The sequence below is a fragment of the Edaphobacter bradus genome (assembly GCF_025685645.1).
GTDB classification, from domain to species: Bacteria; Acidobacteriota; Terriglobia; order Terriglobales; family Acidobacteriaceae; genus Edaphobacter; species Edaphobacter bradus.
Window position 1 is genome coordinate 730,231 of the sequence record NZ_JAGSYF010000002.1, and the last position, 16,587, is coordinate 746,817.

12 protein-coding genes are annotated in these 16,587 nt (G+C 60.3%); 2 read left to right on the forward strand and 10 right to left on the reverse strand.

Going from position 1 to position 16,587, the window contains the following annotated elements:
* Positions 1 to 167: 167 nt before the first annotated feature.
* From OHL16_RS09025 to OHL16_RS09045, 5 genes are all read right to left on the reverse strand, one after another.
* Positions 168 to 1,160, reverse strand: coding sequence for a hypothetical protein (locus OHL16_RS09025; RefSeq protein WP_263366780.1), 993 nt, complete (start codon positions 1,158 to 1,160; stop codon positions 168 to 170).
* Between the two features lie 166 nt (positions 1,161 to 1,326).
* A complete protein-coding gene (locus OHL16_RS09030) occupies positions 1,327 to 2,235 on the reverse strand; it encodes a tetratricopeptide repeat protein (RefSeq protein WP_263366781.1) in 909 nt (302 codons plus the stop codon).
* Between the two features lie 199 nt (positions 2,236 to 2,434).
* Positions 2,435 to 3,610 carry a bacteriohopanetetrol glucosamine biosynthesis glycosyltransferase HpnI gene (gene hpnI, locus OHL16_RS09035; protein WP_263366782.1) on the reverse strand — a complete coding sequence of 392 codons (1,176 nt, stop codon included), beginning with the start codon at positions 3,608 to 3,610 and terminating at the stop codon, positions 2,435 to 2,437.
* A gap of 193 nt (positions 3,611 to 3,803) precedes the next feature.
* A complete protein-coding gene (locus OHL16_RS09040) occupies positions 3,804 to 5,054 on the reverse strand; it encodes an ABC transporter permease (protein ID WP_263366783.1) in 1,251 nt (416 codons plus the stop codon).
* Between the two features lie 312 nt (positions 5,055 to 5,366).
* Positions 5,367 to 6,593 carry an ABC transporter permease gene (locus tag OHL16_RS09045; RefSeq protein ID WP_263366784.1) on the reverse strand — a complete coding sequence of 409 codons (1,227 nt, stop codon included), beginning with the start codon at positions 6,591 to 6,593 and terminating at the stop codon, positions 5,367 to 5,369.
* Positions 6,594 to 6,979: 386 nt separating this feature from the next.
* On the opposite strand from OHL16_RS09045, the gene OHL16_RS09050 reads away from it, so the two are divergent.
* Positions 6,980 to 7,456 carry an ArsR/SmtB family transcription factor gene (locus OHL16_RS09050; RefSeq protein WP_263366785.1) on the forward strand — a complete coding sequence of 159 codons (477 nt, stop codon included), beginning with the start codon at positions 6,980 to 6,982 and terminating at the stop codon, positions 7,454 to 7,456.
* Complete coding sequence (locus OHL16_RS09055; protein WP_263366786.1) at positions 7,437 to 7,946, forward strand: SRPBCC family protein; 510 nt, start codon at positions 7,437 to 7,439, stop codon at positions 7,944 to 7,946. Before OHL16_RS09050 ends, OHL16_RS09055 begins: the two co-directional genes overlap by 20 nt.
* A 538-nt stretch (positions 7,947 to 8,484) precedes the next feature.
* On the opposite strand, the gene OHL16_RS09060 is transcribed toward OHL16_RS09055, so the two are convergent.
* The 5 genes from OHL16_RS09060 to OHL16_RS09080 all read right to left on the reverse strand — a co-directional run bounded on the left by OHL16_RS09060 (position 8,485) and on the right by OHL16_RS09080 (position 16,558).
* Positions 8,485 to 12,177 (reverse strand): TonB-dependent receptor, encoded by a 3,693-nt coding sequence (locus OHL16_RS09060; RefSeq protein WP_263366787.1) that lies wholly within the window; start codon positions 12,175 to 12,177, stop codon positions 8,485 to 8,487.
* A 115-nt stretch (positions 12,178 to 12,292) separates the two neighbouring features.
* A complete protein-coding gene (locus OHL16_RS09065; protein WP_263366788.1) occupies positions 12,293 to 13,048 on the reverse strand; it encodes an endonuclease III domain-containing protein in 756 nt (251 codons plus the stop codon).
* 14 nt (positions 13,049 to 13,062) lie between these two features.
* Positions 13,063 to 14,052 (reverse strand): isoaspartyl peptidase/L-asparaginase, encoded by a 990-nt coding sequence (locus OHL16_RS09070; RefSeq protein WP_317891053.1) that lies wholly within the window; start codon positions 14,050 to 14,052, stop codon positions 13,063 to 13,065.
* Positions 14,053 to 14,516: 464 nt separating this feature from the next.
* Positions 14,517 to 14,732 carry a hypothetical protein gene (locus OHL16_RS09075; RefSeq protein ID WP_263366790.1) on the reverse strand — a complete coding sequence of 72 codons (216 nt, stop codon included), beginning with the start codon at positions 14,730 to 14,732 and terminating at the stop codon, positions 14,517 to 14,519.
* 47 nt (positions 14,733 to 14,779) lie between these two features.
* Positions 14,780 to 16,558 (reverse strand): DNA methyltransferase, encoded by a 1,779-nt coding sequence (locus OHL16_RS09080; RefSeq protein WP_263366791.1) that lies wholly within the window; start codon positions 16,556 to 16,558, stop codon positions 14,780 to 14,782.
* Positions 16,559 to 16,587: the final 29 nt, after the last annotated feature.

Genomic DNA, 16,587 nt, shown 5'->3' on the forward strand with positions numbered 1-16,587 from the left:
CTGCCATATCTAAGTGTTGGAATAGAAAGAACTTCGCCCTCAATCAACATTGAAGCTGCAATATTTTGCATCGATAATGAGAAGTCTTGCGGATGGAGCCAAGACAAAGAGATCCCCGTCGACCAACCCAATTCAGCTGAAAGCAGGTACCTGGATTCGTCGGCTCCTCACCGCCCACGCAGCCTGTCCACGCTCACCGTGCAGTTGATGCATTCGCTCCGCCTCACGCCCTCGATCTGCGACACCTGTGCCGCGATCTCCCTCGCCTCCGGCCCGCGATGCTCCGACTCCAGATACGCCCGGTACTGCTGCAGCGCTGCCAGAACATAGGGGTGCGTCGGCGACGTACGCGCCTTCATGATCCGGATGCCCTCAAGCATCTCCTCCTCCGGGCCCTCCTTCATCCCTGCCTTCCACTCTGCGTAACCCAGCGCCAGGTGCGCCTGCCCCACCGGCAGCGAGTCGGCGTCAAAAGCCTTGTGTGCCAGCAGTAGAGCCTCCCTTGCGTGTTCCAGCGAGCCGACGCAGCTGTCGTACCCGCACTCCGCATAGACCAGCGAGGACAACGTCGCAACCATCTCCTCCGCATCAGGATCCTTCTGCGCCACCATCTCGCTATAGGCCGCCGCGAGATCCTGAGCCGCGTCCTTATACCTGTGCCGGCCAAGCTCCACCTCCGCCAGATGCGCCTTGCCCCGCGCAATCTCCAGCCTGTCGCCCAGCGCCTCACGCACCGTCAGCGAACGCCTGCGGCAACGCTCCGCCTCGACGTAGTTGCCCTCGATCAGAAACAGCGATCCCAGGTTGTCCAACACCACCGCGTAGTCCAACCTGGCCCCCGCCGCATCCAGTAGCCGCAGCCCCTGGTTGTACGCGTCCTCCGACCTCACAACGTCCATCTCGTCCTCGTAGTCCGAGGCAAGACGGGCCCACAACCTGCCCAGCTTCAGCGGAGCCATACCCGCCCTCGCCGCCGCATCAATCGCCTCCACCTCCGCGGCTACCCGCTCCGGAAGCGTCACAGGCGACTGCGAAACCGCCGTCTGCGCCTCAACCCCATACGCCGCACCACCATACGACGCGGCGCAAACCAAAGCGCCCACGAGCCACGCCACAATCTGTGAACCGATAGACGGAAGACTTAACGCAGGACGCGCCATAAATCACCTCCGGCAGAGCCAGGTGACCCATGTCCTAGTACGCAGCCCAGATTGTCTCGTTTGCTCGTTTGTGACGAAACGTCAGAAAATAGCGGATGAGTCGCGCTTCAGAGCAATTTACGCCGCGCTGCGATCAACCCGCAACTCAGGCAACACGACCAGGACCTTAGCGCACACGCAGGCCATACACGCTCACGGTGCAGTTGGCACACGTGTACTGCTGTGCCGTATTCATCCTCTTTTCTTCCTCAGCAACCTCTTTTGCCTCCACCGTGCGGTGCGTCTCATTCAGATACTTGCTGTACTGCCTCATCGCTCCAAGCACATACGGATGCCCTGGCGTCATCCATCTCCGGAGAATCCGAATTCCCTCGCGCATCTCCGCATCCGGATCATCCTTCATTCCTGCCTTCCACTCCGCGTAGCCCAGCGCCATCCGGGCTTCGCCAAGCGGCAACGAATCAGCCTCGGGCGCACTCAGAGCCAGCGACTTCGCCTCCCGCCCTCGGTCCACCGCGTAAGCGCACTGCCCACGCATGCAACTGGAGTACGTAAGTGTAATCAGCGTCGCGACAAGTTCGCTGCTATTGGAGTCCTTCAGTGCAACCATGGAGTCGTAGGCTTCTTCCGCCGTCTGCCGCGCCTCTTTGTACTTGTGTTCGGCGAGATACACCTCCGCCAGAAGCTCCTTGCCTCGCGCAATCTCGAGCTTGTCCCCCATCGCTTCGCGGGCCGCCAGCGCACGCTTTCGGCACCTCATCGCCTCGTCGTTCCTGTGCGTGAGCAGATACAACGAGCCGAGATTGCCCAGCGCCACCACATAGTCCTTCGCTCCGGCCGGCAGGTGCTCAAAGAGCTGCAGCGCATGGTTATACGCGGCCTCCGCCTTCTCAAACTCCGCCTCATCTTCATAGTCCGAGGCTAGATGTCCCCATAGCCTCCCGAGGTTAAGCGGATCGAGCCCTGACCGCTCGCCAGCCCGTATCAGCTGATTCTCACGCGCAACTCTCTGTTCCAGCGTCAGCGACCCAAGCCCGCCTGACTGAAAGGCATCCGCGCGACATGTAAGCCACAACAAGAGTGCGAAGCACCCCAGACTCTGCAACCTACTGGAACGTAACCTGGACGAGGACGCCATAAAGCACCTCCAGATGGCAGCTCATACAACGAGTGATGCCTTCTGTTACGCACTCATGAGACGAATTCCCCGAGTTTGTGACGAACTGCAATTAAAATTAAATTGTTGCGAACTGCTTCAGGCCTTCACACCAACCTCAGCCCTCGCTCGCAACTCTGCTGAGCTGCCCGTCCTTGAGCCGGAACCGCTCGCCGCGCCACACCACCGTGTCGCCCGCGAAGCTCCACAGCCAGAACGCGAGCCCGAAGCAGTCCCGCACCGGCAGAAGCCACAGATCGCGCAGCACTTGCGCATCCCGCAGCACGCCCACGCCGACGCTCAACGCCACCGCCACTCGCGCCAGAGCCACCACGCTCAACAGCGTAAAGCTCCACAGCGCAAACCCGCTCGCCACGCACGTCATCATCGCCCACGGCAGTGCGTAAGTGATGCCAAGCCCTAGATATCCCACCTTCCGCGAGTCCCGCGTCGACCGCGCCCACCGCAGCTGATGGTCCGCAAACCCTCGATACGCATACGCCGGCACCGTCGTCTCCACCACCTCCGGAGCCAGTTCCACGCGATACCCCGCCGCCGCAATTCGCGCACCCATCTCGTAGTCGTCGGCCAGCCACTCCACCAGAGGCTCGAGGCCCCCGGCCTTCGCCAGCGACTCCCGCCGCATCGCCAGCGTCGACCCTAGGCCGAAGCGGATTCCCTTCTCCAGCCACCGCGCCGCCAGCACGCCCGGAAAGAAATCCGTCGCGATCCCCAGCGCCTCCAGCTTCGTCCACAGCGTCGCGCCACGATCTGCCGTCATCCCGCGGTACGGAGCCGTCACCATCCCCACCTTCGCGTCGCTGAAGCCCGCCATCACTCGCGTCAGATAATGCGGCCCCACCCGAATATCGCTGTCGTTGATCAGCACAAACTCAAAGCTCGCCTCGCGCAGCATCTGCACCAGGTTGCTCACCTTGCCGCTCGTCCCCAGCCGTTCGCTGCACTCCACCAGCTTGATCGCGCACTCAGGAAACTCCTCCCGCAGCCGCTCAATCTCCGCGACGGCTGGATCATCCAGGCTGCTCACCCCAAACACAATCTCGAACCGCCCCGCATACCTCTGCCTGCAGTGGCTCTCCAGCCCCTCGAACATCCGGTGATCGACACCCTTCACCGGCTTCAGGATCGAAACATCCGGCGCAAACCCCGCATTGACATCACGCGCGCGCCACGCACGATTGAAATCCCGCGCTCCCCAAAGAGCGAGCACAAGGTAGGCCCCGCCAGCCAGCGCCAGCAGCGCCGTCACCCCTTCAACAACAACAGCCACCATCCTTCCAGTCTATCGCCTCTGCGTCTTTGAGATTCATCTTCGCGCTCCTCCCAACCGGAGCACAAACAGCGCTGAACGCAAAGAACGCCACGCAAGCACGCCACGGCCGCGAAGGTAGCCGTGGCGTGCTTTGCGTCTTCCTCAGCGCCCTTTGCGTTCGCCTTTTTCTCCCTGCGAATCTTCTATCAGAGAATCACTCATACCGCAGCGCATCAATCGGGTTCAGGTTCGCCGCCTTCCACGCCGGGTATATCCCGAACACCAGTCCGATCGTGCACGAGCAGAGGAACGCCGCAATCACCCACCACGGCGACACCAATGACGACAGGATGTACCTCAGCCCCAACGCCAGCGCACCACCAAGCAGAATCCCGATGATCCCCCCCAGCGCGCACAGCGCCACGGCCTCCAGCGTGAACTGCGCCAGAATCACCTTCTTAGTCGCGCCGATCGCCTTCCTCACGCCGATCTCACGGGTTCGCTCTGTCACGCTCACCAGCATGATGTTCATCACGCCCACGCCGCCCACCATCAGCCCCACGGCCGAGAGCCCAAACATCAGCAGAAACAAGCTTCCCGTAATCTGCTGCCACAGCCGCGTCAGCGAGTCCGAGCCAAAGATCGCAAAGTTGTCCTCCGCCTCATTCCGGACCTTCCGCCTCCGCCGCAGCAGCTCTGTAATCTCATCAATCACCGTGGCCTTGTTCTTCTGATCGTCAAACTTCACGCTGACCCAGTAATCCAGCACCTCGGGATGCAGCTTGTGAAACGTCGTAACCGGAAAGTACGCAAAGTTGTCGTCAGGATTCTTTCCGCCGCCAAACGGAGCCCTCCTCTTCTCCAGCGTCCCGACAACCGTAAAGGTCCTGCCGTCAACCGTTATCTCCTTGCCGATCGGGTTCTCCTGACCGCCGAAGAGGTCATCGGCCGTATCGTGCCCCAGCACCACAACGTCGGTCGCACGCTCCTCATCCTGCTCGGTGAAGTACCGCCCTTGATGAATGTCAAAGTCATACACCGTTGTCACCGAAGGCGTATCGCCCTCGAGCGAGACATTCTCCGACTTCCGCGTTCCGTACTTCGCCGTCACCGAACCTTGGCCCCACTGCTGGTTCCGGTATTGCAATCCAGGAGACACCGCGACCACATGAGGAAGCTGCGCGATCGCCAGCGCATCGTCCATAGTCAGCTGCTTGCGCGTCAGCATCTCAGTCGTCGGCCGCACCCCAATCACCGGGAACCGAAACACCCACAGCACGTTGGTCCCCATCGTCGCCACCCACGCGGAGACGTTCGAGTTCAGCCCATTAATCACCGACGAGATCGCAATCACCGTCACCACGCCGATCACAATCCCCAGAATTGTCAGCCCCGACCGCAGCTTGTTGGCGCGCAGTTGGTCCAACGCCATCTTCACCGCTTCCTTCTGATCGCCAGCATTCATCGCCTCACCATCCAATTCCTAGTCTGCTGTAGTGCACCATGCAATCAAAAAAATATTTGCTACTGACAGCACAAACGCTGATATCGACGGAATTTTGTTTCGATCAAGAAATACCGCAATAAAACTCACGCCGATTGCCAGAAAGGAAGCTTTAAAACATCTCCAGACTGGGCGAGAAAACCAATCCGGAAAATTTGGATAATTTAGTCCCGCCTGCAGACCCTTTATCGCCACGAATACGAACGTAGTCAGTGAAACGATTGATATGGCAAGCGATGTAAACCCCAACAAGCTATATTTCCGCATATGCCTTCAAATCTCAGAACGTAAAGCCACAATCGGGTCCAAATCCGCGGCCTTCCGCGCAGGATACACGCCAAAGAAAATCCCAACACTCGCCGCAACCACCAGTCCCGCAAAGATACTCCAGACCGCAATCGTCGACGGGAACCCGAGCAGCACCGTCACAACCTGCGCCACGACCATGCCGCCGATGACGCCAATTGCGCCGCCCGCCAGCGCCATCGTGCCCGACTCAATCAGAAACTGAATCAGAATGTCTCCGCGCCGCGCTCCCAGCGCCTTTCTCACGCCGATCTCGCGCGTCCGCTCCGTCACGCTCACCAGCATGATGTTCATGATGACGATTCCGCCCACCACAAGCGAGATCGCCGCAATCGCCACGGCCACAGCCTCAAACCCCGAACTGATGTTCTTCCACAGCCCCACAAACGTGTCGCTCGTCTCCAGCGTAAAGCTGTCCTCCTGCCCCGGAGCGTCGTGTCGGATCGCGCGCATCAGCACCCTCCCCTCATCGGTCGCGCTCTCCAGCGCGCCTTCGCCGCCACCCGCCTTCGCATAAATCGTCACCGACTTCGCCGTGCCATACGTCTTCTGGAATGCCGAGAGCGGCACCGCCACCCAGTTATCCTGGCTCTGCCCCAGCGTCTTGCCCTGCTTCTCGCCAAGGCCGATCACCGTGTAAGGCGAGCCGTCCACCCGAATCTCCTTGCCGATCGGGTCGTCGCCCTTCATCAGGTTCTCCTGAATGTCCGACCCGATGATCGCCACGTGCGACGCATGTTCATCGTCGGTTGGTGTGAAGCCGCGCCCCTGCACGACGTTCAGGTTCTGCATCTCGGGCATCGCATAGGTCTGGCCGCGTATCACCGTATCTGTGCTCGACTGCGTCCCGAAGACGATCTTGCCCAAGGTCGTCTGCTGCGCGCCCACCTGCGAGCAGTGCTTGCAGTTGTCCGCCAGGTACCTGTAATCGTCCAGCAGAATGTTCTTCCGCTTCAGGCACTTCACATACTCGTTGTAGTTGGTGAGGATCTGCGGCTGCTTGCTGATAGTGAACACATCCGCGCCGTACTTGTTCACCTTGCTGGCGACATACACATTGGCCCCGTTCACCAGCGTCACGACCGCAATGACGCTGGCCACCCCAATCACCACGCCCAGCAGCGTGAGGATCGTGCGCAACTTATTCGCCCATAGCGACTGCAGGGCAATCATCAAGGCTTCTTTGAATTCCATAGCGCTCTCTCGGAGCGTCCAGTCTACAGCCGCCCACAAGCATCTACGCACGCAACTCACCCCAAAGTTCCCTGTTTCAAGGCTGAACGAAGCCGAAGAACCTGTATTTCGCCTCGTGGCACCACAATTTAGCCTGCTGAAGGAGTGCACTGCCCCTGTTAGCACCAACTGACCTCAACTTCCGGATTGACCGTCACCCTCCTAGAACTCCGAAGTCCAAAATTCCGCCCGCAGTGTTCGATGAGTGGTTTGGCGATTTACCACTCACCGCGTAGGTCCTAGTGAGTCGTCTGGCAAAGATCACTTGCCCAACAGGGCGGTGAGACACCGAGAAGGTTCCAGAGACAATCCGCATTCCTCCTGCCCCTGATGCCAGCGCCAAACCCTTGCCGGCTCGCCCACCTGCGCAGAGTATCAATCAGCGCTGGTGTCAGAGTTCAGAGATCAGGGAACAGAAATCAAGAATCGCCAAATTCACACTTGACATTACCCAGGTTATCCACAACTATATGGTTGTGGATAACCTGGGTACAACATTTGCGGCTTTGTCTGATCCAACCCGCCGGGCAATGATCGAACGACTCTCCCATGGGCCTGCCTCTGTGCATGGATTGACGGAACCGTTTGCACTCTCGCAGCAGATGATTTCAAAACACATTGCCTACCTGGTGCGGGCGCGGATTGTAATCAAGACGAAGCGTGGACGAGAGAGTGTGTGCACGCTTAGGCCAGAGGCGATTAAGACGGTCAGCGACTGGGCGATTAGCTATCGCCGATTCTGGGAAGAGAGTTTCGACAAACTGGATGTCGTTGTAAATCAAATGAAGAAAGAGGAGGCCAGAGATGACAGAAAACACGGTTAGCGAAATTGAGCGGATGGTCGTTACAAGAGTTTTTGATGCCCCACGCGAGTTGGTTTGGAAGGCGTGGACAGACCCGAAGTACGTGATGCAGTGGTGGGGACCGAAGGGCTTTACTGCGCCCGTTTGCGAGATGGATTTTCGCGTTGGAGGAAAATTCCTCTGCTGCATGAAGTCGCCGGATGGGCAGGAGTTCTGGAATGCGGTTGAATACCACGAGATTGTTCCATACGAGAAGATCGTTTCCTTGATGTACTTTTCCGACTCGAAGGGAAACAAGATCGAGCCTGCGCAATTAGGAATAGAACATGAGGCTATAGACGGTGCGTACGACGTGACCATCTTTGAGGATCTCGGAAACGGCCAGACGAAACTTACCTTCATTGGAAATGAACCCATGGAGAGCGCGAAAAATAGCGGTCAAATGGAGGGCTGGAACCAGATACTCGATAAACTTGCTGCGGTTATTGCGGAGCTGGTGCAGGCGAAATAGGAAGTTGCCGTTTTGACAATCGTCATGCGCGAGATACAGCTGAGGCTGGCGGCGAAGGCTTGGTTAGAACAGGCTTCTCGCCGCTCGGCCGAATAGTCGCCTTTCCGCATAAGTGACCCTTGGCTCAACTGTTGACTTCTGGCCTTAGCACTCATTGAGAATAATTTAGGCGCCGAAAGGCCGATTAGTAATGATAAAGCGCTTGTGTTGACCAGTTGCCGAGCGGCTCAGGCATCGCTCCTCGCCTCAAAATAAAACCCTCAAAACCCCCGCAAAATCGCATGTCAAGCCCCAATACCACCCATCTCAAACAAACGAAGCAACTTACAGCTGGCAGAGCAGTTTCCTCAATTCGCTACAATAGAAATAGAAACGGAAAATGCCCGGACCGAATCCGGGCATTTCACCGTTAACACGTTTATTTTCAATATTTTGACCCTTAAGCCCTTTAGATGGAAGAATTTGCACTCAAAGTCCGAACCTAAATCACCTGTAATGAAGACTTTGCTCCAAACAAGGGGGACGGGGTACCCCCTCCCTAGAACGACAACCGGGCCCCAAACTGGAACTGCCGCGGATCACTCGCAGCCGTCTCCTGTCCTGCCGCGGTATACAGCAGGTTCACGTCCAGCGTGTTGTTCTTGTTGATCAGGTTGAAGACGTCCGCCGTAAGCTGCAGCGAGGTCTCGTGCGCGAAGGTGAACGCCTTGGCCAGCCGCAGGTCCGTGAAGACCGTATAGGGCTTCGTCGCCACATTGCGGCTGAGGTTGCCGTTGAAGTAGCTGCTCCCCGCTGCCGCTCCTGCCGGCGCGTCGATGTAGCACGGAAGGTTGAACGCCCCCGTCGGCGAGTACTTCGAGAGCACTGGAGCCGTTCCGCAGCCCGTCACACCGCTCGTCGGCGAGACCGCGTTCGGCCGGTCCGTCAGCGGGTTGAAGTCGAAGTTCGCGTCCGTGCCCGTCAGGATGTTGAACGGCCTTCCTGACGACACCTCAAAGATCGGAGCCACCGTCACATTCGAGAACACCGCCGGCACAAAACCCGTGCCGCCCAGCCGTCCCGAGTTGTACACGCCCGAGATCACCACCCGGTGCCTCTGGTCGAAGGTCGAGTTGCTGCGCTCCGCGTTCGGGTTGAAGTTGTTCTGCGGAGAGTCCGAGGTCGAGACGACGTCGGTCGAGTCATCGATCGCGTGCGACCAGGTGTAGCTCACCAGAAACTCATACTGCGTCGAGAAGCGCTTCCTCAGGTTTACGCTCAGGCCGTTGTAGCTCGAGGTCCCCGTCGTCAGGTTGGGAGACATATCGCCGAACGGAACCGGCACGCCGACGCCCAGGCCTTCGCTCGCCGCAATCTGGCTGGCCAGCGCAACGCACTGCCCCGCACCCACGCTCACCAGGAACGGCGCCAGCGACTCGTTCAGCCCCGACTTGCGGAAGAAGTTCAGCAGCGGAGGCGCGACATACGGCCCGCCCGGCCCAAGTCCGCATGGCACGGTGCCGCTCGCTGTCGCCACCGTCAGTGGATTCGATGTCGGCCCTGCGACCGCCGTCACCGGAGTTCCGGGCAACACTGATGCCGTGCCCGCCTTCACCGCCGCCACCGCCGCGCGCCAGTTCGCCACCAGCAACGATGGATTCACCGGGTTCACGTTCACCGGCCGGTTCAGGTGCCGTCCGCCGGTCGAGTTGTACGCCACATTCAGCGAGAGGTCGTGACCCAGATCCTGCTCGATGCCGAACGAGATCTGCTGCACATACGGCGTCTGATAGTGCAGGTCCGCGGGCAGGCCTGAGGGCAGAATCGCCAGCGGGAATCCGCTCGCAAGGAAGTTCTGGTTCACGAAGACCGAAGCCGTGTTGTTCGGATCGAAGCGCTGCTCTCCAGGAAGATAGTTCAGCCCTGGAACGGGCAGGCAGTTGTGATTCGATAGCGAGCCCTGGAACGTATTCGTCGCGTTCAGGTTCAGCGGGCTGATTGTGCTCGCCGCCGTGCACGGCGCTCCGCCAGCGAGGATCGTCAGAGGCACCGTCGTCGAGTTGAAGACGCTCGACTGCGCTTCCAGATTGCCCGGCGCGCGGTCGTAGAACAGTCCGTAGTTCCCCCGCACCACCGTCGTGCCGTCGCCGCGAACGTCGTACGCTACGCCGATGCGCGGAGCGAAGTTCGTGTCCTGCAGCCGAATCCCCTGGCGGACCCCGAAAGCCCGCTCAGCCGCGTAGGTGTTGGCGTTCAGCGCACCCTGCGTCGGGAAGGCCTCGACGTCGTAGCGCAGGCCTGCGTTCAGCGTGAGACGGCTTGTCATGCGCCAACTGTCCTCGAGAAACGCTCCCAGCACCTTGAGGTCGTATTTGAACGTCGTCCGCCCGATGCCCTGCGCGAACGACTGCGGAATCCCCAGGCCGTACGCCTGAATCGGCGAGAAGCCCGGAAGCCCCGCCAGTTGTGGTGAGATGTCCGTCGCGCCCAGCCCGGCGAAGGTGTAATCGCCTCCGCCGTAGAGCTGTCCCTGCTTGAGGTTGATCGGAATATAGCGCAGATCGATTCCCGTCTTGAAGGTGTGGTGGCCTCGCGTATAGGTGAAGTTGTCCTCGAACTGCGACTGGTTCTCGATGCGATCAACTACCGAGAACGGCGTCTTGCCGAAGTAGGCAAAGCCGGGAATGTTCACCGCTACGCCGCTGCCGCCTGTCGAACTCGTCGGAGCAAACCGGATCGGATGCCGCGCATACTGCACGCGCAGCTCATTCACCTTGTTCGCGCCGATCAGGTACGTGTAGTGACCGGCGATAGCGAAGTCGTGGAACGTTTGAGTCGCCGTGCGCGAGAAGGAGTTCTCGCCGAGGTTCTGGTTCGCCGCATTCTCCTGAATTCCGGTGATGTAGCTCGGGCTAATGCCCGCCGTCACAAAGATCTGCTGATTGCTCGTCAGCTTGTGATCGAGCCGCAGTGAGTACACCTCTGTCTTCTCCGTCACCGGAAAGTTGCCTATCAGGCTGTTCAGCGGAACATACGAACCCGGAGTCGCCTGGCCCGACGTTACGAAGTTGGCCCCCCCGATCACCGGCGCGAGGAACGCAGGATTCTTGCCCGTAAGCGCAAGCGACGAGCTCGAGCCGACCAGCGCCACGTATTGCCGGATCCCCGGGGTCGCCGCAGGCGCGGCCGAGAGAAACGCCTTCTGCTCCGGTGTCCCCTGAATCGTCAGCGCACCCGCAGGAGCGCCGTAGAATTTGCTGACGTCGATGTTCGTCAGGCCGAAGTTGTTGCGTCCGATGTCGGAGAAGCCCGACTCCTGCCGCCGCGTGATCTCGGCCGAGAAGAAGTAGAACGTCTTGTCCGGAACGATCGCGCCGCCCACGGTGCCACCTGCCTGCACGCGAGTATATGCAGGCTGATTGACCGTCGAGAACGGGTTGGTCGCCTGAATGTAGCGGTTGCGCAGGAAGCCATACGCGCTCGCGTGCGTCGCATTTGTGCCCGACTTGGTCACGATATTCACCACACCGCCCGACGCGCGCCCGTACTCGGCTGCGAAGCCGTTGGTGACGATCTGGAACTCCTGCACCGCGTCCTGCGAGACCGTCGCACGCGTTCCACCGGAGATGTAGTCACCTGCATCGGCGCCATCGACGTTGATGGAGTTCGAGCGGGCGCGCACGCCGCCGAAGTTCAGCCCGCTGGTCGGGATCGCTCCGACTGCAGGCGCTGCATCGCGAGCGATCTGCGAGTTCGTCAGGGTGAAGTTGATGTAGCTGCGACCGTTGATGGGAAGGTTATTGATGCGGACCTGGTCGACGGTCGTGGACTGCGAGCTGCGCTGCGTCTCAATGATGTCGGCACCTGCGTCCACGTTCACCGTCTCGCTGCCGCTGATGGAGAGGTTCAGCGCCAGCTCGGCCTGCTCGCCCACGGTGAGCACGACGTGGTTCCCGGTCAGCTTCGCGAACCCAGCCGCGGTCGCCGTCACGGTGTAGGTTCCCGGAGGCAGTAGCAGCAGCAGGTAGTTGCCCTGACCGTTGGTCGTCGTCGTGCGCACGTAGCCCCTGGAGTCGTCAGTAATCGTGACGGTCGCGCCCGGAACCACAGCTCCCGAAGGATCGTGGACCGCGCCGCTGAGCTGCGCCGAGTCTACGTTCTGGGCCGACGCCGCCTGCAGATCGAACAACAGTGCAAGCGACAGAGCTGTGGCCAGCGAAAGAAGAGAGAGCCGCAAACGACGTTTCATCATAGACAAGACCCCTTGTAAGCACCCATGACTGCGAACGTTTCGCAGCGGCAGAAAAGCAAATCTTTGCGACGCGATGTTCTACATGAATGGGCATTCACTAGGCAAGAGGTTCGTACTAATCTGTGCCTGCTTCGGCACTTCGTCCGCCCCCGCCAGCCTCCACCTGCCGCCGGCCGTAAGGACACAGCTTTAGCAGAGGACACTGGCTGCACTTCGGTCCGTCGAAGGTGCAGAGCGTCTGGCCCAGCTTCTTGACCAGCGCGTGGTGCTCGTCGAGCATCTCGGCGGTCCACGTCTCGGGGACCAGGCGCATCAGGCGCTCCTCCGTCGTCGCCGCATCGGCGCGCGGTGTCAGGCTGAGCCGCTGAACGACGCGCAGGTGGTTCGCGTCGATCGGCAGCGCGCGCCGGCGCAGCGTGCTGAAGTTGACCACCGCCGCGCTGATCTGCGGGCCGACGCCGGGGAACTGCTCCAGCCACGCGCGGATCTTGTCCGTGCGGTAGCGCGCGAGGAAGTCCAGCGTCAGCTCGCCGACGCGGGCCGTGATCGCCTCAAGCGCCGCCTTGAGCTGCAGCGCCTTCTGCTCCGGAAAGGTGACGTTGGAGATGGCCTGCTCGATCTCCGGCAACGGAGCGTCGCGCAGGTTCTCCCACGAGCCGAAGCGCTCGCGCAGATGGCGGACGACCGCGTAGGTCAGCTCCGTCTTCGTCCGCGTGGCCAGCAGCGAGTAGATGAACTGCGAGAGCGGGTCCGACGACTCGCGCGCCGGAGGCTGGCCGAAGTGCCCCAGCAGAAGCCGGTGGATGTGCGGGAGGCGGTCGTCGTAGCCTTTCTGCGGTCCGGTCTGCTCGGTGAAGAGTGAGTCGTTCATCGTCGTTGCTATTGTCAGGGATTCCGCGTCACACCGAGCCGTGAGCCCTCGGGGGTCTGCAGACCCCAGGCCATGCGCGGCGTGTTGTGCGCGAGGCCGATGCGGCCGTCCGGGCCGAGCAGGATGATTCCGCCGTGGCCCTGGAGGCGGTCGTAGAGGTAGTCGATCGCAGCCTCCGCGGCCTCCTGCGGCGACGAGCCTGCGGCCACGCGGTCGACGGCCCACTTGCCCAGGACGAGCTTCATGATCGGCTCGCCCCAGCCGGTGAGCGAGACCGCCGCTGAAAGATTGTCGGCGTAGCAGCCGCAGCCGATCAGCGAGGAGTCCCCGACGCGGCCGGGGGCCTTTGACAGCGTTCCTCCGGTGCTGGTCCCGGCGGCGAGGTTGCCGTGCTGGTCGAGCGCGACCGCCCCGACGGTGTCGTGCGAGTGCGCCGTCGGGTCAGGAACCATCTCGGACGGCTCCCCCTTCTCCTTGTCCAGCGTGGGCGGCCCGGAGAACGTGGTGTCCTTCGCGCCCTCGAGCTCGGCCTTCTGGAAGGCCATCAGCCGCTCACGCTCGCGCGGGACGATGAGCTCCGTGTTGTCGACGAGCGTCATGCCGTGCTGCGTTGCGAACCGCTCCGCGCCCGTCCCGACGAAGTAGACGTGCGGGCTGTAGTCGAGCACCAGTCGCGCCGCGTGGATGGGGTTGCGCAGCCGCTCGACGCAGGCGACTCCGCCGGTGCGAAGGTTGGCACCGTTCATCAGCAGGGCGTCGAGCTGCACGCGTCCATCGCGGGTAAGGAATGAGCCGCGCCCCGCGTCGAAGGTCTCGTCGTCTTCCATGACGGCGACGGCGGTCTCGACCGCGTCGACGGCGCTCGCTCCCCGCTCGAGGAGGCGGTAGCCGGCGGCGAGGGCGTTGGCGATGCCGGCCTCGTGGGCGGCGATGGCGTCGTCGGGCATGGCCCAGGCTCCGCCGTGGATCAGCAGTGTCGGTTGCGGCTTCATCTCTCTGAGCATTGTATGGAAGCGGGGTCGAGCGATGCCCCCCTCTCCCCCGTTTTTGTGCAAAATCTTGAATCAAATAGGCTTAGGCTTGGACTTGCGGCGTAAAGTATTCCATTAGAAGGGCCTAGGATTCAAAGTCTTCACAACAAATGGGTTGCGGGTTAAAGAGTGAAGCCCCGGCTGGCCGGGGCTCTGATCTACTTCTATTTTAGCAACTCGCCGGAACTAGTTTGCCACCTGGAAGTTGCTTTGTTCTATGGACTTAGATGATTTTGGGGCTTGACATGCGATTTTGGCCGGATTTGAGCGATCATCGATAGCTATTCTCTTAGATCTATGAATTTGTGGCGCGTTAGACGGCAGAAAAGCAATAGATCAGTCGCTTCGTCCTTCGGACTTCGCTCCGGCCTTCGGCAGAGTGGAACCCACTCATGACGCGAAAAAGCCGCGTCATGAATGGGGCACCCGGCACCCGGCTAGCTCAACCGCCAAGCGTTTTTGTCAAGCAGCTCTCTCTCGATGAATGGCCAATCGAGTTCGTAGGCCGAAAGTTCGCCCGAGAGGCTAACGAGGGAATCGTCGGTAAACCAACGTTCCTCCCCGTCGTGACGCACAAGGCAGACGTAGCGGCCGCGGATCAGTTTTGCTACTTCGGAGGGTGCGACGAAGATGGTAATGAACAGGTCTTCCATGGGCGTAGGTAATACTCCTCTGCGGGTAGATATGTGAGTATGCAATCTCACTCACCGGGATCACCGGTGAGGTTGAGGGTGAGGTTGGCGGCGACTTCTGGGCGAGAGCGGGGGGCTTTTTTGAAGGTGACCTCGCGGACGTGCAGGGGGCGTTCGAGGCGCTGGGTTCCTTCGAGCAGGCCCTTGATGGTTAGGAGTTGGAGGCGGGGGTATTTGGTGCCGTCTGAGGAAGTGTAGAAGCCGGCTTCAGCGGCGCGCTTGCGCATGGGCTTCGTCGGTTCGGCTAAAGAGATAAACGCGCCGATGTCGGCACTTTCCGCAGCGAGTGTACCCGCTAAATCGCGCAACTCGGAGTCTTCTACGCTCTGGCCTCCCTTTACGGAGAAAATGATCTGCTTCGTTTTTCCGGTGTTGTCGTCGTGGAAGTTCTTTCGCCCGTCTACTCCGCGATCCGCTCCTCTTTTGTCACTGTCCGCCACTCTTGCACCGACTAGTCCTAGAGCCCACGCTTGGAACTGAAACTTGTTCTCAGAGGCGAGTTGTTGGGCACCGGCGACGTCGGTGGGCTCGCCGATGACTTCGTAGGTCTTGCGGATTTCGGGGGTGAAGGAGTCGTCGAGACGGGTCTTGATGAGGCCTACTGCGAGATGGGTGATGTCGATGCCGATCCAGCGGCGGTTGAGTTTTTGCGCGACCTGCACGGTGGTTCCGCAACCGCAGAAGGGATCGAGCACTACGTCGCCTTCTTGAGAGCTGCTGTTTAATATGCGTTCGAGTAAGCCCTCGGGCTTTTGAGTGTCATACCCGAGTTTTTCGGCCTCGTGGCCAAGCCATTTCACATCAGCATCAATACTTTCTTCTGTTCCGAAAAGCGTTCCCTCGGTGTATGGCTGGCATGCCCAAATATCTTGATACGGAATCCCTGACCCGAGGTATTGCTTGTATTTCGGCTGTCCCATCCCATTTCTCGGGATGTAGATCATGCCCGCGTCATTGAGAAAGTCAAGCTTGCGTTGTGTGGTCCACTCTGCCGCTTCCTCCGGAAGCAGAGGCTTGAGACTTAGAGGAATAGCCCAATGACGACCGACCGTCGTGGGATCGAAGCCGTTCCAGGGTTTACCGCTGTCCTTTGTCCTTACTCCTGGTCCTGTCAGCATATTCGTCCGGAATGGGCCGCCCTCATCTTCATTCGTGAACCATTCGCGTACGTAACCGCGAGAGACTGGCCTCACGCCTGGACGGAAGTAGGAGGCGTCCGATTTCGCGTAGAAAAGGATCGTGTCGTGGATAGGGCCGAATTGCCTGCTTAGCTTGTTGTGTCCGCTGCTCCGTCTCCAAATAATCTCGCTCCGGAAATTTTCGGCTCCGAAGCAGCCATCCAGCAGGAGTTTGAGGTAGTGGCTTGCGGTGGGGTCGCAGTGGAGGTAGATGGAGCCGGTTTCCTTGAGGACGCGGCGTAGCTCGACGAGGCGCGGCGCCATCATGGCGAGGTAGGCGAGCATGTCGGAGCCCCCGAGGAGGGTTCGGAAGGCTCGCATGGCGTCGGCTACGCGACCGCCTTGTTCGATGACCTCTTCGTAGGAGCGGGCCGCTTCTTCGTTCCACTCCCAGGTGTCCTTGAAGGCGGTGATCTGTGAGGCGGAACGGGTGCCGTCCTTTTCGGCGAAGAGGACGTTGTAGTCCTGGCTTGAGTTGAAGGGCGGGTCGAGGTAGATGAGGTCGACGGATTGGTCGGGGATGTATTGGAGGACCTGGAGGTTGTCGCCGTAGTAAAGCTTGTTCTTGGGGTGATTCGCTGTTGGGGGCATCCGGGTTGAGATTAGCATGGCGGGCATCCGTGATTCCCACCCTTCGC

Coding starts and splice junctions, on each gene's coding strand:
- OHL16_RS09040 (WP_263366783.1), bottom strand. CDS start 5,054: ATGAATGCTGGCGATCAGAAGGAAGCGGTGAAGATGGCGTTGGACCAA.
- OHL16_RS09065 (WP_263366788.1), bottom strand. CDS start 13,048: ATGAACGACTCACTCTTCACCGAGCAGACCGGACCGCAGAAAGGCTAC.
- OHL16_RS09025 (WP_263366780.1), bottom strand. CDS start 1,160: ATGGCGCGTCCTGCGTTAAGTCTTCCGTCTATCGGTTCACAGATTGTG.
- OHL16_RS09075 (WP_263366790.1), bottom strand. CDS start 14,732: ATGGAAGACCTGTTCATTACCATCTTCGTCGCACCCTCCGAAGTAGCA.
- hpnI (WP_263366782.1), bottom strand. CDS start 3,610: ATGGTGGCTGTTGTTGTTGAAGGGGTGACGGCGCTGCTGGCGCTGGCT.
- OHL16_RS09070 (WP_317891053.1), bottom strand. CDS start 14,052: ATGCTCAGAGAGATGAAGCCGCAACCGACACTGCTGATCCACGGCGGA.
- OHL16_RS09080 (WP_263366791.1), bottom strand. CDS start 16,558: ATGCTAATCTCAACCCGGATGCCCCCAACAGCGAATCACCCCAAGAAC.
- OHL16_RS09060 (WP_263366787.1), bottom strand. CDS start 12,177: ATGATGAAACGTCGTTTGCGGCTCTCTCTTCTTTCGCTGGCCACAGCT.
- OHL16_RS09055 (WP_263366786.1), top strand. CDS start 7,437: ATGACAGAAAACACGGTTAGCGAAATTGAGCGGATGGTCGTTACAAGA.
- OHL16_RS09045 (WP_263366784.1), bottom strand. CDS start 6,593: ATGGAATTCAAAGAAGCCTTGATGATTGCCCTGCAGTCGCTATGGGCG.